Origin of the sequence: Streptomyces sp. NBC_00572 (assembly GCF_026341815.1) — a bacterium.
GTDB lineage: Bacteria > Actinomycetota > Actinomycetes > Streptomycetales > Streptomycetaceae > Streptomyces.
Genome location: NZ_JAPENX010000001.1, coordinates 2,900,443 through 2,915,233, shown reverse-complemented (window position 1 = coordinate 2,915,233; position 14,791 = coordinate 2,900,443). Strand labels below are relative to the sequence as shown.

12 protein-coding genes are annotated in these 14,791 nt (G+C 72.0%); 5 read left to right on the top strand and 7 right to left on the bottom strand.

The genetic code is table 11. The features are described from left to right. Positions 1-25: 25 nt before the first annotated feature. Together OG514_RS13360 and OG514_RS13355 are read right to left on the bottom strand one after the other, a co-directional pair. Positions 26-685, bottom strand: a complete 660-nt coding sequence (locus OG514_RS13360) for a DUF6083 domain-containing protein (RefSeq protein WP_266894214.1) — start codon at positions 683-685, stop codon at positions 26-28. Positions 686-865: 180 nt separating this feature from the next. Continuing rightward, positions 866-1,387, bottom strand: a complete 522-nt coding sequence (locus tag OG514_RS13355; RefSeq protein ID WP_266894212.1) for a MarR family winged helix-turn-helix transcriptional regulator — start codon at positions 1,385-1,387, stop codon at positions 866-868. Positions 1,388-1,455: 68 nt separating this feature from the next. On the opposite strand from OG514_RS13355, the gene OG514_RS13350 reads away from it, so the two are divergent. The 4 genes from OG514_RS13350 to OG514_RS13335 all read left to right on the top strand — a co-directional run bounded on the left by OG514_RS13350 (position 1,456) and on the right by OG514_RS13335 (position 4,703). Continuing rightward, positions 1,456-2,190 carry a hypothetical protein gene (locus OG514_RS13350; RefSeq protein WP_266894210.1) on the top strand — a complete coding sequence of 245 codons (735 nt, stop codon included), beginning with the start codon at positions 1,456-1,458 and terminating at the stop codon, positions 2,188-2,190. Between the two features lies 1 nt (position 2,191). Beyond that, a complete protein-coding gene (locus OG514_RS13345; RefSeq protein WP_266894208.1) occupies positions 2,192-3,010 on the top strand; it encodes a GDSL-type esterase/lipase family protein in 819 nt (272 codons plus the stop codon). Further along, positions 3,007-3,657, top strand: coding sequence for an NAD(P)-dependent oxidoreductase (locus OG514_RS13340; RefSeq protein ID WP_266894206.1), 651 nt, complete (start codon positions 3,007-3,009; stop codon positions 3,655-3,657). The genes OG514_RS13345 and OG514_RS13340 overlap by 4 nt, the downstream gene beginning before the upstream one ends. Before the next feature lie 185 nt (positions 3,658-3,842). Continuing rightward, positions 3,843-4,703, top strand: coding sequence for a Cof-type HAD-IIB family hydrolase (locus tag OG514_RS13335; protein ID WP_266894204.1), 861 nt, complete (start codon positions 3,843-3,845; stop codon positions 4,701-4,703). A gap of 29 nt (positions 4,704-4,732) precedes the next feature. Here the strand turns inward: OG514_RS13335 and OG514_RS13330 are convergent, their stop codons facing one another. The 4 genes from OG514_RS13330 to OG514_RS13315 are packed head-to-tail and all read right to left on the bottom strand — an operon-like array spanning position 4,733 to position 12,638. Then, positions 4,733-6,445 carry a GAF domain-containing sensor histidine kinase gene (locus OG514_RS13330; RefSeq protein WP_266894202.1) on the bottom strand — a complete coding sequence of 571 codons (1,713 nt, stop codon included), beginning with the start codon at positions 6,443-6,445 and terminating at the stop codon, positions 4,733-4,735. Between the two features lie 20 nt (positions 6,446-6,465). Beyond that, positions 6,466-10,080 (bottom strand): thiol reductant ABC exporter subunit CydD, encoded by a 3,615-nt coding sequence (gene cydD, locus OG514_RS13325; protein WP_266894200.1) that lies wholly within the window; start codon positions 10,078-10,080, stop codon positions 6,466-6,468. Between the two features lie 29 nt (positions 10,081-10,109). Then, positions 10,110-11,111 carry a cytochrome d ubiquinol oxidase subunit II gene (gene cydB, locus OG514_RS13320; RefSeq protein ID WP_266894198.1) on the bottom strand — a complete coding sequence of 334 codons (1,002 nt, stop codon included), beginning with the start codon at positions 11,109-11,111 and terminating at the stop codon, positions 10,110-10,112. Positions 11,112-11,129: 18 nt separating this feature from the next. After that, entirely contained in the window at positions 11,130-12,638 is a 1,509-nt protein-coding gene (locus OG514_RS13315) for a cytochrome ubiquinol oxidase subunit I (protein WP_266894196.1), read from the bottom strand. Positions 12,639-12,843: 205 nt separating this feature from the next. On the opposite strand from OG514_RS13315, the gene OG514_RS13310 reads away from it, so the two are divergent. Then, a complete protein-coding gene (locus OG514_RS13310; protein ID WP_266894194.1) occupies positions 12,844-13,224 on the top strand; it encodes a cyclophilin-like fold protein in 381 nt (126 codons plus the stop codon). 110 nt (positions 13,225-13,334) lie between these two features. Here OG514_RS13310 and hisC read toward each other — a convergent pair whose 3' ends face one another. Next, positions 13,335-14,438 (bottom strand): histidinol-phosphate transaminase, encoded by a 1,104-nt coding sequence (hisC, locus tag OG514_RS13305; protein ID WP_266894192.1) that lies wholly within the window; start codon positions 14,436-14,438, stop codon positions 13,335-13,337. Positions 14,439-14,791: the final 353 nt, after the last annotated feature.

Here is a 14,791-nt window from a genome sequence, read left to right as displayed (position 1 = left end):
GACCCCGAGGCACTCGCCCGGTGGATCACGCGATCCGCCGGGCGTGGCCGCGCCACAGGGCCAGCAGGACGGGGGAGCCGACCGGCTCCGGACCCGCCGCGCAGACATCGAAGTGGCTGACCCGACAGGTGTCGGACGGCACCGCGGAGCCCAGGTTGACCGCTGTTCCGTCCCCCGCGACCCGCCAGCGGCTGCCCGCCGGGACGGCGGCGGTCATCAGCTCCCCGGGCTCGATCATGATCCAGCGGCCACGCACCGTGCGGTGCCACTCGGCGCGCGCCCCGCACCGGCGGCAGACCGCGCCTGCCGGCCGCCCCGCACCGGGCAGACCGCCCCCGGGCCGGTCGTCCCGCACGCCACCCCCGGACCGAGGCTCCGGCACACCGGCGGTCCCGAGCCGCACATCCCGGATCGCGTCCCTGAGCCGGGCATCCCGTGTCGCATCCCCCGGGTGGGTGTCCCGTACGCCGCCACCACCGCCCCCGCCACCACCGGCGCGCACCGCGAACGAAGCGGCGTCGACCAGCCCCGCCAGGACATCGCCCACCAGCACCGGGTCCCGCGCGGACTGCCCGGCTCCGGTCCCCTCGCACAGTGAGCACAGGGCCATGCCGAGGCTCGCGATCCACGTCCCGTACAGCGCGCCACAGGAGTCGCACGCGTCGCTTCGTCGGCCCGTGCCCATTGCCCTGCCCCCCTTGAGAAGCCACCAGCTCCCAGGGGTCTTCCCCACCGTCCGCACGAACGAACGGACGTTTAAGGACACATTGTCGGACAGGTCGCCGGACACACGGCCTGGCGCCGCACCGGACACACAGCCGGGCTCAGGCTCACACGGGACACCCGGTCGGACGGATCCGACCGCTCAGCGACCGCCGGGGCGCTTCGGCAGGTTCCGGTAGCCCGGGTGAACGCCCGCCGTGAGGCCCTGCTGCGCGGCGATCCGCCCCAGCAGTTCCGTCAGCCGCACGCGCTCGTCCTCGTCGAGGGCCGCGAAGAGATCGTCCTCGTGCACCGCCGCCGCCTCCCGGACGCGCTCCAGGGCACGGCGGCCACCCTCGGAGACGTACAGCTCGTGGTGGCGGCGGTCCTCGGCACTGCGCCGCCGTTCGACGAGCCCCTTCTGCTCCAGGTTGTCGATGAGCGCGACAACACGGCTCGGGACGACGCCGAGGTCGGCGGCGAGCGAACGCTGACTGCGTCCGGGCTCCACCGCGATCATCCGCAACAGGCCGACGTCCGGCGGTGTGAGGCCGAACTCCCCGACCCGTTCGCCGAAGCGCCCCGCCGCATGGGCTCCGAGCTGCGCGAGCAGGAACGCGCCGCCGCGCGGGGGCGGGGCCGCCGCCGCTTCGGGATCTTCCGCTGCTTGCCGGTCACTGCTCACGGGGTTATGGTACGCGAAAAGAACGGTTCTCCTTAGTGAACTATTCTCCGAGAGAACGGACAGGATCCGTGTCGACAGAGAGCTGGACCGACCCCCGGCCCACCGAGGCCCCACGAGAGCGCCGGGAAGCCCAGGGAGGACCACCACCGGGAGTGCTCGCCGTGGTGTTCACCGCGCTGTTCCTGGCCGGGCTCGTCCTCAGTACCGTCCTCGCCGACGGCGACCCGTTCCCGTCCCCCTTCGGCGACACCGGCGAGATCGTGGCGTACTTCCGGGCCCACTCCGGCGCCGTCCAGGTCTCCGGCGCCCTCCAGTTCGCGGCCTCCGTCCCGCTGGCCGTCTACGCCGCCACGGTCTCGGCCCGGCTCCACCGGCTCGGAGTCCGAGCCCCCGGCGCCACCATCGCCCTGGCCGGCGGCCTCCTCGCCGCCGGATTCCTGGCCTGCTGCGGCCTGGTGAGCTGGACCCTCTCCCGTACGGAGGTCCTCGAACTCCCGCCGTTGGTCCGGGCGCTGCAGTACCTGGCGTTCGCCACCGGCGGCCCCGGGCACGTGGTGACGCTGGGCCTGCTCGTGGCCGGGATCGCCGTTCCCGGTCTCCTCGCCGGCCTGCTGCCCCGCGCCCTCGCCATCACCGGCCTGGTCATGGCGACCGTCGCCGAACTCGCCGCCCTCACCCTTCTCCTCGACGGCGCCGCCCTGCTGCTGCCGCTCGCTCGCTTCACATGCCTGGGCTGGCTGATCGCCGCCGGATTCCTGCTTCCCCGCACCCGCGCCCGCACCCGCACCCGCAAGGAGGCCTGACATGTCCGAGAACAGGAACGAGCACCTGACCGCCAAGCTCGTCCGCTTCCAGCAGCCGGAGAAGAACCTGCGCTACCTGGGGGACCTGCCCGAGACCGAACTGGCCGGCCTCTTCGGCCTGGCCACCGACACGTACCGCAAGCTGGTGCGGGACCTCGACGACCAGACCCGGGACACCGCCGCCGATCTGCTCAAGGATCCCGACTTCGCCGACCGGGCCGACCGACTGCCCTTCCGGCCGGGGCAGCGGATCGTCGCCCTCGGCGAGAGCACCACCGCCGACCGGCTCTCCTGGTTCTCGGTCCTGGGCCATCTCCTCCCGGACGGCGTCGAACTCGTCAACCTCGCCGTCTCGGGGCTCACCACCACCCAGGCCCTCACCCAGCTGCCCCAGCTCGCGTTCCTGCGCCCCGACTGGATCCTGTGCATGCTCGGCGCGAACGACGCCCAGCGGCTCGGCCGAGGCGCGGGGGCTCCGGGCACCCGGCTGGTCAGCGAAGCCGAGACGGAGCGCAACCTCCTCGCCCTGCGGGAACTCGCCGGGCAGCCCGACCCGGACCGCTGGATCTGGCTCACCCCGAGTTCCCTGGACCAGGAACGGGCCGACGCCTACCCGCACTTCCGCCGCGCCGGGATCGGCTGGGACGCCGAGGACGTCGACGGCCTCGCCGCCTTCCTCGGCGGACGCCCGGAGCTCACCGTCGACACCCGGGCGGCCACCGCGCACCTGCACCTCGACGACGGCATCCACCTCACGCTCGAAGGCCAGCGGGCCGTGGCCGTCTCCCTCGTCGACGCCCTGGCGGAGGCGGCATCGTGAGGCTCCTGCTCTTCGGCGTCACGGGCGGCACCGGTGCGCAGCTCCTGAACCAGGCCCTCGGCGCGGGCCACCGGGTCACCGCCGTCGCCCGCGACCCGGCCCGGGTGCCGGTCACGGACCCCAAGGCGCGGCTGACCGTGCTGCCCGGCGACGCCCTGGCCCCCGAGGCCTGGCGGCAGGCCGTCCCGGGGCACGACGCCGTCCTCTCCTGTCTCGGCAGCACCGACCGCAAGCACCCCACGACCGTCTACTCGCAGGGCACCCGGAACATCGTCGAGGCCATGAGCGCCTCCGGCGTGGGCCGGCTGCTCTGCCTCTCCTCGGCCGGTCTTGAGATCACCGCCGGCGTGCCGCTGCCGCAGCGGCTGGTCACCCGGTACGTGGTCCAGCGGCTGTACCGGCACGGCTACGCCGACATGGCCCGGATGGAGAGCTTCATGGCCTCCGAGGCCGCCGGCGACACCGCCTGGACGGTGGTCCGGCCGCCGATGCTCACCGACGGCCCGCTGACCCGCCGCTACCGGACCGCCGAGAACGGGCACCTGGACCGGCCGAAGTCCCTCTCCCGCGCCGACCTCGCCCACTACCTCCTGACGCATGTCGCCGACCGCGACACGCACCGGGCCGTCGTGGAGGTCGCGTACTGAGAAAGCCGTACGCGCAGGGGAGGGGCGGGGTGGGTGAGGGCGGACGGTGGGGGCCGAAGCGAGGCCCGGAAGGGAGACACGGACGGAAGGGGCGGCTGGGAGAGAGGAGGCGGAGGGCCTGAATCCGGCCACTCATATGTGCGGCTCCCCGCACGCCCGTGCGTCCGGTGCGGAAGAATGGTGCGGTGACCTCTCCTCGCTCCCCGCGCACGCCCGCCCCGACAGCCCGGCTGATCGCCACCGACCTCGACGGCACGCTGCTGCGCGACGACAAGGCCGTCTCCGCGCGCACGGTCGCGGCCCTCGCCGCAGCCGAGCAGGCCGGGATCGAGGTCTTCTTCGTCACCGGCCGCCCGGCCCGCTGGATGGACGTCGTCAGGGACCACGTCCACGGCCACGGCATGGCGATCTGCGCCAACGGCGCAGCCGTCGTCGACCTCCACTCCGGAGGCGCCTTCCTGGAGGTGCGGCCGATGGAGCGGCCGGTCGCCCTCGATGTCGTCCGGGCCCTGCGCGCCGCCGCGCCCGGGACCTCCTTCGCGGTCGAGCTCACCACCGGCATCCACTACGAGCCGCAGTACCCGCCGTTCTTCCTCGACCCCGGCGCGACCGTCGCCACCGCCGAGAAGCTCCTGTTCGAGGAGGCGCCCGGCGCCGCGGCCCCGGTGCTGAAGCTGCTGGCCCAGCACCCGGAGCTCGACCCCGACGCGTTCCTGGCGGTGGCCAGGGAGGCGGCCGGGGACCGGGCCTCGTTCACCCGGTCCAGCCCCACCGCACTCATCGAGATCAGCGCGCTCGGCGTCTCCAAGGCGTCCACTCTGGCCCGGTGCTGCGCCGAGCGGGGCATCACGGCCGAGGAGGTCGTCGCCTTCGGCGACATGCCCAACGACATCGAGATGCTGACCTGGGCGGGCCGTTCGTACGCGATGGGCAACGCCCACCCGGACGTGATCGCCGCCGCCTCCGGCCGTACGGTCGGCAACAACGAGGACGGGGTGGCCGTCGTCATCGAACAGCTGATCGCCGAGGTGTCCGCCGCGGGCTAGCCCCGAACGGGGCAGGGGCCACAGCGGGCCTACAGCGGGGCCTCCCACACCACTGTCGTACCGCCGCCGTCCTCCCCGATGCCCGGCCCGCACCAGCTCGCGCCGCCCAGCGACTCGGCCCGACGCGCCAGGTTGCGCAGGCCGCTGCGCCGCCCGCCCGCCGGAAGGCCGATGCCGTCGTCGGCGACCTCCAGGCGTACCCCGGCGGAGCCGTCGGGCAGGGTGACGCCGGCGTCGACGACCACCTCGATCCGGCTCGCCTCCGCGTGCCGGAAGGCGTTGGACAGCGCCTCGCGCAGGGCGGCGATGAGGTTCTTCCCGGTGAGTTCGCCGACCATCGCGTCGATCGCGCCGAGGAAGCGGTGGGCGGGCTTGAAGCCGAGCGGCACGGCCGCCATGTTGATCTCCCGCAGCACGCGGGTCCGCAGCCCGGACGGGGCCTCGGCGGGCCCCTGCTGGAGCGCGAAGATCGCCGTACGGATCTCCTGGATGGTCACATCCAGCTCGTCCACGGCCTTGCCGACGCCCTCGCGCACGGCCGGCACGATCGACCTGCGCTGGGCGCTCTCCAGCATCATGCCGGTGGCGAAGAGCCGCTGGATGACGAGGTCGTGCAGGTCACGGGCGATCCGGTCGCGGTCCTCGTACACGGCGAGGCGCTCCCGGTCCCGCTGCGCGTCGGCCATCATCAGCGCCAGCGCGGCCTGCGAGGCGAACTGCGTGGCGAGCGTCCGCTCCATCTCGGTGAACTGGCGCCCGCCCCGCACCCGGGGCGTGGCGAGCGCACCGAGCACCCGACCGCCGCTCTGCAGCGGCAGCATCATGCTCGGCCCGTACGGGGAGGTCAGCCGGCTGATCATGCGCGGGTCGGTGGAGGCGTCCGCGACGAAGACCGCTTCGCCGTCCAGGAGCCGCCGCACCACGGCGCTCTCGGGCGGGATCACCACGCCGAGCGATTTCGTGGGCCGGGGCGAGGAGACGGCGACGATCTCAAGGCCGCCGTCCTCGGCGGGCAGCAGCACGATCCCCGCGTCCGCGTCGGCGAGACGCCGTGCCTGTTCGGCGACGACCGTGAGGGCGTCGTCCGCGTCTCCGCCGGAGAGCAGCGCGGTCGTGACGGCGACGGAGCCGTCGATCCAGCGCTCGCGCTGCCGGGCGGCCTCGTACAGGCGGGCGTTGCCGATGGCGATGCCCGCCTCGGTGGCGAGCACCCGGACCATGTGCACGTCGTAGTCGTTGAATTCGCCCCCGCCGCGCTTCTCCGCGAGGTAGAGATTGCCGAAGATCTCGCCCTGGACCCGGATGGGGACGCCGAGGAAGGTCCGCATCGGGGGATGTCCCGGCGGGAAGCCCGCCGCGCGCGGATCGGCGGAGAGGTCGGCGAGCCGGATCGTCTGGGGGTCGCGGATCAGTGCGCCGAGCAGCCCGGCGTGCCCGTCGGGCCGGTGCCCGATCGTGCGGGCCACGTCGTCGCCGACGCCGAAGGTGACGAAGTCGGACAGGCCCTTTCCCTCCTCGTCCACGACGCCGATGGCGGCGTAGCGGGCGTCGGCGAGTTCGGCGGCGGTCTCGCAGATGCGGTCGAGGGTGGAGTGGAGTTCGAGCCCGGTGCCCACCGAGCGCATGGCTTCCAGGAGCTGGGGCACGCGGGCGGTGAGCTCCGTGGACAGCCCCTGGAGGCTGCGGGTGGCCTGGGTGGCGGCTTCCAGGGGGTCCGAGGCGTCGGACGCTGCGGCGGTCATGGGCTTGAGCCTAGTAAGTCCTATTTGGCGAGAAAAGTCGGCCGGTCCTTGTCCTCGTGGACCGACGTGGCGCCGGTCGTCGTCTCCGCCTCCGCGTCGGCGGCCAGCAGATCGGTCTCCCGCTCCTGCTCCAGCATCCGGCGCAGGGGGCCGTCCGCGACGGCGAGCTCCGCGTACGGGCCGCGTTGCACGGTCCGGCCCTCGTCCAGGACCAGCACCTCGTCGACCGCGTCGAGTCCGTGCAGCCGGTGGGTGATGAGGACGGTCGTACGGCCTTCGGTGGCGCGGAGCAGGTCGTCGGTGAGCGCGTCGGCGGTGGCCAGGTCCAGATGCTCGGCGGGCTCGTCGAGGACGAGGACGGGGAAGTCGGCGAGCAGCGCGCGGGCGAGCGCCAGGCGTTGCCGCTGACCGCCGGAGAGCCGGGAGCCGTGCTCGCCCACGAGGGTGTCGAGCCCGTCCGGCAGCCCGTCCACCCAGTCGAGCAGCCGGGCCCTGCGCAGCGCCTCGCGCAGTTCCTCGTCGCTCGCGCCGGTACGGGCGAGCCGCAGGTTCTCGCGGACGGAGCTGTCGAAGAGGTGGGCGTCCTGAGCGCAGAGGCCGACGAGCCGCCGTACCTCGTCGCCTTCGAGCTCCCAGGCGGGCACCCCGCCGAGCCGGTACGTGCCGTACTCGACGTCCAGGAACCGCAGCAGCACCTGGGCGAGCGTGGTCTTGCCGGATCCCGAGGCGCCGACGACGGCGACCCTGCGCCCGGCCTCCAGGGTGAGCCGGAAGTCGGCGAGCGCCTCCCGGTCCTGCCCGGCGTGCCGGGCGGAGAGCCCGGAAAGCTCCAGCGGGAACGGGCTCGCCGGGGGAGTCTCGGGCCGGTCCGGCTCGTGGACGGGGACGGGGGCGTCGAGCACCTCGAAGACCCGCTCGGCGCTGTGCTTGACGCGCTGCCGGTACTGGACGGCCAGCGGAAGCCCGGTGACGGCCTCGAAGGCGGCGAGCGGCGTGAGGACGACCACGGCGAGGGCCACCCCGTCGAGCCGGCCGTCCGCCACGGCCTGGACGCCGACGACCCCGGCGGCCGCCACCGTCAGACCGCAGACCAGGGCGGAGAGTCCGGCGCCGAGCGCGGCGGCCGCGGCCTGCCGGGAGGCGATGTCGGTGAGGGTGCGGTCGGCGGCCCGCGTCCGTTCGAGCCGGCCCCGCAGGGCGCCGGCCACGGTCAGCTCGGCGCAGCCGCGCAGCAGATCGGCCACGGCGGTCGCCAGGGCGCCGCGTGCGGGAGCGAGCCGCCGTTCGGCCCGGCGGGCGAGGGCGCCACCGACGGCCGGTACGAGGACGCCCGCGACGAGCAGGCCCACGGCGAGGACGGCACCGGCCTCGGGCAGCAGCCAGGCGGTGAATCCGGCGGAGGCGACTCCCACGACGAGCGCGGCGGCCGCCGGGAGCAGCCAACGGAGCCAGTAGTCCTGGAGCGCGTCGACGTCCTGGACGAGCCGGGAGAGCAGGTCACCGCGGCGGGTGCGGCGCAGCCCGGCGGGGGCGATCCGCTCCAGACGCCGGTAGACGGAGACCCGGAGTTCGGCGAGCATCCGCAGCACGGCGTCGTGCGAGACGAGCCGCTCGGCGTACCGGAAGACGGCCCGCCCGATCCCGAAGGCGCGCGTGGCGGTGACGGCCACCATCAGGTAGAGCACGGGCGGCTGTTCGGAGGCACGCGAGATGAGCCATCCGGACACGGCCATGAGCCCGACGGCGGAACCAAGGGCGAGGCTCCCGAGCAACAGCGCGAGCGCCATCCGCCCCTTGAGCTCACCGGCCATCCCACGTACGCGCGCCAGGACCGACCCGCTCCGTGCGGGTGTCTGTTCCGCAGAGGTCGGAACGGGTGGGTGCACCCCCAGAGCGACGCCGCGCCCCGGCTCCGCACCCACACCCGCATCACCGGCACGCGCGCTTTCCACAGCCTCGGCCGCGCCACCGGCACCCGCTCCCGCGCTCGATGGGGCCGCGCCGACCCGCACCACCCGGTCCGCCACCGCGAGCAACGCCGGCCGGTGCGCCACCAGCAGCACCGTCCGCCCAGCCGCCAGCCGGCGCACCGCGTCGACGACACCCGCCTCGGTCTCACCGTCGAGCGCCGCCGTCGGCTCGTCGAGCAACAACAGCGGACGGTCGGCGAGGAAGCCCCGGGCGAGCGCGAGGCGTTGCCGCTGCCCCGCCGAGAGTCCGGCGCCGTCCTCGCCGAGCGGGGTGTCGAGCCCTTGCGGCAGCCCCGCGACGAACCCGTCCGCCCCGGCGTCCCGCAGGGCCTCCCGTACCGCCTCGTCGGAGGCGTCCGGGCGGGCGAGGCGGACGTTCTCGGCGACCGTCCCCGCGAAGAGATACGGCCGCTGCGGCACCCAGGCGATCCGCGACCGCCAGGCCTCCAGGTCGAGTGAGGCGAGCGGCTCGCCCCCGACGCGCACGGAACCGCTCTCCTCCGGCGCGGCGAACCCGAGGACGACATCGAGCAGCGTCGACTTCCCGGCGCCGCTCGGCCCGATCAGGGCCACCGTCTCTCCGGGCTCGACCGTCAGGGACATGGCGTCGAGCGAGGGCTCGGCCCGACCGGCATGACGTACGGTCACGCCTTCCAGCTCAAGCCGCACGGAGCCGGGGACGCCGGCGCCCGCGCCACCCCCGTCCCGTACCGGCTCCTCCAGGACGTCGAACATCTCCTCCGCCGCCGCGAGCCCCTCCGCCGCCGCGTGGAACTGTGCGCCGACCTGCCGCAGCGGCAGATACGCCTCGGGCGCCAGGATCAGGATGACGAGACCGGTGTACAGATCGAGTTCGCCGTGGACGAGCCGCATGCCGATGGTCACGGCGACGAGCGCGACCGACAGGGTGGCGAGGAGTTCCAGCGCGAAGGAGGAGAGGAAGGCGATCCGCAGGGTGCGCATCGTCGCCCGGCGGTACTCCGAGGTGATCGCGCGGATCGACTCGGCCTGGGCCTTCGCCCGGCCGAAGATCTTGAGGGTGGGAAGCCCGGCCACGACGTCCAGGAAGTGTCCGGAGAGCCGGGAGAGCAGCTTCCACTGCCGGTCCATCCGGGCCTGGGTGTACCAGCCGATGAGGATCATGAAGACCGGGATGAGCGGCAGGGTGACGACGATGATCGCCGCCGAGACCCAGTCCTCGGTGACGATCCGGGCCAGGACGGCCACCGGCACGACCACCGCGAGGCCGAGCTGGGGCAGATAGCGGGCGAAGTAGTCGTCGAGCGCGTCCACACCGCGCGTGGCCAGGGCGATCAGCGATCCGGCCTTCTGGCCGCTCAGCCAGCCCGGTCCGAGCGCGGCCGCCCGGTCGAGAAGCCGGCCGCGGAGTTCGGACTTGACCGCCGCGCTCGCCCGGTGGGCGGCGAGCTCGGTCAGCCAGGAGACCAGCCCCCGTGCCGCCGCGATGCCCGCGAGCAGCAGCAGGGGGGTGGTCAGGGCGGAAACCGACTGGCCCTTCTGGAAGGAGCCCACCACGATCTCGGCGATGAGCATCGCCTGGGCGATGACCAGCGCCGCCCCGACGAGGCCGAGTACGACCACCGCGATCAGAAAGACACGGGCGGCCCTGGCGTACCGGAGCAGGCGCGGATCGATCGGTTTCACGTGAAACATGCTCCCCTGGAAAGGGCCGGCTAGTGGGCCTCGGCGATGTGCTGCGTACCGATCCGCTTGCGGAACACCCAGTAGGTCCAGCTCTGGTAGAGCAGCACCAACGGGGTCGCGATCGCCGCGCACCAGGTCATGATCTTGAGCGTGTAGGGGCTCGACGACGCGTTCGTCACGGTAAGGCTCCACTCCGGGTCGAGCGAAGACGGCATGACGTCCGGGAAGAGCGCGAGGAAGAGCATCGCCACGGCGGCGGCGATGGTGATGCCCGAGAGCGCGAACGACCAGCCCTCACGCCCCACCTTGATCGCGCCGATCGCGCCGACCAGGGTCACCACGGCGACCAGCATCGCCCCGAGGCTCCAGCTGTCCCCTGTGTGGATCTGGGTCCAGATCAGGAAGACGAGCGCGAGCACCGCCGTGACCAGGCCCAGCTTGAGCGCGAGCGCCCGGGCCCGTACCCGGATGTCGCCGACGGTCTTGAGCGAGGCGAAGACCGCGCCGTGGAAGGTGAAGAGGGTGAGCGTGACCAGGCCGCCGAGGAGCGCGTACGGGTTGAGCAGGTCCCAGAAGCTGCCGACGAACTCCATGTCCGCGTCGATCTTCACGCCCCGGACGATGTTGCCGAAGGCCACGCCCCAGAGGAACGCGGGGATCAGCGAGGTCCAGAAGATGGCCTGCTCCCAGTTGCGCTGCCAGTTCTCCTCAGGCCGCTTCGCCCGGTACTCGAAGGCGACACCCCGGATGATCAGGCAGACCAGGATGATCAGCAGCGGCAGGTAGAAGCCGGAGAAGAGCGTCGCGTACCACTCGGGGAAGGCGGCGAAGGTCGCGCCGCCGGCGCTGAGCAGCCACACCTCGTTGCCGTCCCAGACGGGTCCGATGGTGTTGATGAGGACCCGCTTCTCGGGCCGGTCACGGGCGAGCAGCTTGGTGAGGATGCCGACCCCGAAGTCGAAGCCTTCGAGGAAGAAGTAGCCGATCCAGAGGACGGCGATGAGTACGAACCAGACGTCGTGGAGTTCCATGCCTCGTTCTCCTGAGCCTCAGTACGAGAAGGCCATGGGGCGGTCGGGGTCACGAGAGTCCCCGCCGATCTTGGTGGGCGGGTTGAGGTCGTCCTCGGTGAGCTCCGGCGGACCGGCCTTGATGTACTTCACGAGCAGCTTGACCTCGATCACGGCGAGGACGGCGTAGAGCGCGGTGAAGACGATCATCGAGGTGAGCACCTCGCCCGTCGTGGTGCCGGGGGAGACGGCGTCCCGGGTACGCAGCACGCCGTAGACGACCCAGGGCTGACGGCCCATCTCGGTGAAGATCCAGCCCCAGGAGTTGGCGATCAACGGGAACGCCATGGTCCAGAGGGCGACGATCCAGTACCACTTGCCCAGGCGGGGGCTGAGCGCCTTCCGCTTGAACAGGACCAGGTTCGGCACCTCGTCCTCACCGGTCCGCATCCCGGGTGCCAGCATGAACTTCTTGCGGGTCAGCCAGAGGCCGATCACGCCGATGGTCAGCGAGGCCATGCCGAAGCCGATCATCCAGCGGAATCCCCAGTACGCGACGGGGATGTTGGGCCGGTAGTCGCCGGGCCCGAACTTCTCCTGCTCGGCCTTGTTGATGTCGTTGATGCCGGGGACGTACGAGGTGAAGTCGTCGTTGGCGAGGAAGGACAGCAGACCGGGGATCTCGATGGCGACCGAGTTGTGGCCCTTGTCGACGTCGCCGTAGGCGAAGACCGAGAAGGGTGCGGGTGCCTCGCCGTCCCAGAGCGCCTCGGCGGCGGCCATCTTCATGGGCTGCTGCTTGAACATGACCTTGCCGAGCAGGTCCCCGCTGATGGCGGTGCCGAGGCCGGCGATGATCAGGGTGATCAGGCCGAGCCGCAGCGAGGTCCGCATCACCGGGATGTGCCTCTTGCGGGCCAGATGGAAGGCGGAGATGCCGACCATGAACGCGCCGCCGACCAGGAAGGCCGCCGTCATGGTGTGGAAGAACTGGGTGAGGGCGGTGTTCTGGGTGAGCACGTGCCAGAAGTCGGTGAGCTCGGCCCGGCCCCGTTCCTCGTTGATGCGGTAGCCCACCGGGTGCTGCATCCAGGAGTTGGCCGCGAGGATGAAGTACGCGGAGAGGATGGTGCCGATCGACACCATCCAGATGCAGGCGAGGTGGATCCGCTTCGGGAGCTTGTCCCAGCCGAAGATCCACAGACCGATGAAGGTCGACTCGAAGAAGAAGGCGATGAGCGCCTCGAAGGCGAGCGGGGCTCCGAAGATGTCGCCGACGAACCGGGAGTAGTCCGACCAGTTCATGCCGAACTGGAACTCCTGGACGATCCCGGTGACGACGCCCATGGCGATGTTGATCAGGAAGAGCTTGCCCCAGAACTTCGTCGCCCTGAGGTACTTCTCGTTCTCCGTGCGGACCCATGCGGTCTGGAGACCGGCGGTCAGTGCGGCGAGGGAGATCGTCAGGGGGACGAAGAGGAAGTGGTAGACGGTGGTGATGCCGAACTGCCAGCGTGCCAAGGTCTCTGGCGCTAGAGCGAGGTCCACGTCGTTTTCTCCTTACATCGCCGTGGTCACATCGGCAGTTTGCCCCGATAATCCCACCCATCCAGGGATGAACCGGGACACGCTTGTGAACGCGTTCACATTCACAAGCAATTATGGCTCATACGAAATCCGTATCTTCGGTCGGGGTCCCCCTACCGAAGGTCGCCCCTTCCCAGGCCCTTCAACATATTGTTGAATCCGGGGCATGACCCTTCGGATACGCATCGTCTGGCCGGCCGGACACACCACGGCCACCCTTGAGGAAACCCCCACGAGCAAGAAGCTCGCGGGGGCTCTCCCGATCTCCTCCACGGCCCGGACCTGGGGCGAGGAGGTCTACTTCGACACTCCGGTCTCCGCCTCCGTCGAGGACGGCGCGCGCCAGGTCGTCGACCCTGGCACGGTGGCCTTCTGGACGGAGGGCGACGCACTGGCCCTCCCCTACGGCCCCACCCCGATCTCACGGGGCGACGAGTGCCGGCTCGCGAGCCCGTGCAACCTCCTGGGCGCGCTCGACGGCGACCCCGGGGTCCTGGCCACCGTCCGGGACGGCGACCCGATCCGCGTGGAACTCGTCAGCGGCTGATCGACAGCCGATTCACGGGAAGCCCGCCGGCGGCGATCGTCGGCCGACGGGTGTGGAACTCACGGGCGGCCGATCGTCAGCCGACGTGCAGGGAGCTCGCCGGCGGCCGATCAGCCCTCCTTGCGGAAGCCCTCCGCCGCCTTCAGGAACAGGTCGTTCGCCTCGGACTCGCCGATCGTGACGCGCACGCCCTCGCCGGCGAACGGCCGCACCATCACCCCGTGCTTCTCGCACTCCGCCGCGAAGTCCAGGGTCCGCTCACCGAGCCGCAGCCAGACGAAGTTCGCCTGGGTGTCCGGCACGGTCCAGCCCTGCCCCACGAGCCCGGCGTGGACCCGCTCGCGCTCGGACACCAGGGAGCCGACCCGCCCGAGCAGTTCGTCCTCGGCCCGCAGCGAGGCCACCGCCGCGTCCTGCGCCAGCTGGCTCACCCCGAACGGCACCGCCGTCTTGCGCAGCGCCGCCGCCACCGGCTCGTGGGCGACCGCGAAGCCGACCCGCAGCCCCGCCAGGCCGTACGCCTTGGAGAAGGTCCGCAGCACGGCGACGTTCGGCCGGTCGCGGTACAGCTCGATGCCGTCGGGGATCTGGGTGTCGCGGACGAACTCGCGGTACGCCTCGTCGATGACCACCAGGACGTCGGAGGGCACCCGGTCGAGGAAACGCTCAAGCTCGGCCCGGCGCACCGCGGTGCCCGTGGGGTTGTTGGGGTTGCAGACGAAGATCAGCCGGGTCTTGTCGGTGATCGCCTCGGCCATCGCGTCGAGGTCGTGCACCTCGCCCTCGGTCAGCGGCACCTGCACCGAGGTGGCCCCGCTGATCTGCGTGATGATCGGGTACGCCTCGAAGGAGCGCCAGGCGTAGATGACCTCGTCACCGGGGCCCGAGGTCGCCTGGAGCAGCGACTGGGCGACGCCGACCGAACCGGTGCCGGTCGCGATGTGCGAGACGGGCACGCCGAAGCGGTCGGCCAGCTCCTCGGTCAGACCCGTGCAGGCCATGTCCGGGTAGCGGTTGAAGTTCGCGGCGGCGGCCAGCGTGGTCTCCATGACCCCCGGCAGCGGCGGATACGGGTTCTCGTTGGAGGACAGCTTGAAGGCCACCGGGCCGCCCGAGGCCGCCGGCTTGCCCGGCTTGTAGGTGGGGACGCCGTCCAGCTCGGCGCGCAGCTTCGGGCCCGTGCTCGTCCCGCTGGTCCCGCTGGTCTCGCTCACAGTGTGGCCTCCTCGACCGTCCGTACCGCCAATACTCCTCACCTTAAGAGGATTCCCCTCCGCTGCGAATGGGCTGTGGACAACAGGAGGGACACGCTGTGGACACGGCTCCCCGGCGCCGACCGCCGGCTCGATGGCGAAGCGGCCTCCGGAGCGACAGGACGTGGCCTCCGCAGCGATACCGAGGCGGCCCACGGCGCGATTGCGGAGCGGTTCCGGAGTGGGGGAGCGCGCGCCCGGGTGGCGTGCGCCGGTGGCTGGCGCCGTGGCGCGCATCCCCCGTAGAGGTGAGTTGAGACCTCTTCGAGACCTCGCCCCCTCGCCAGGCCTACGCCGTTCGACAACCACAGGTC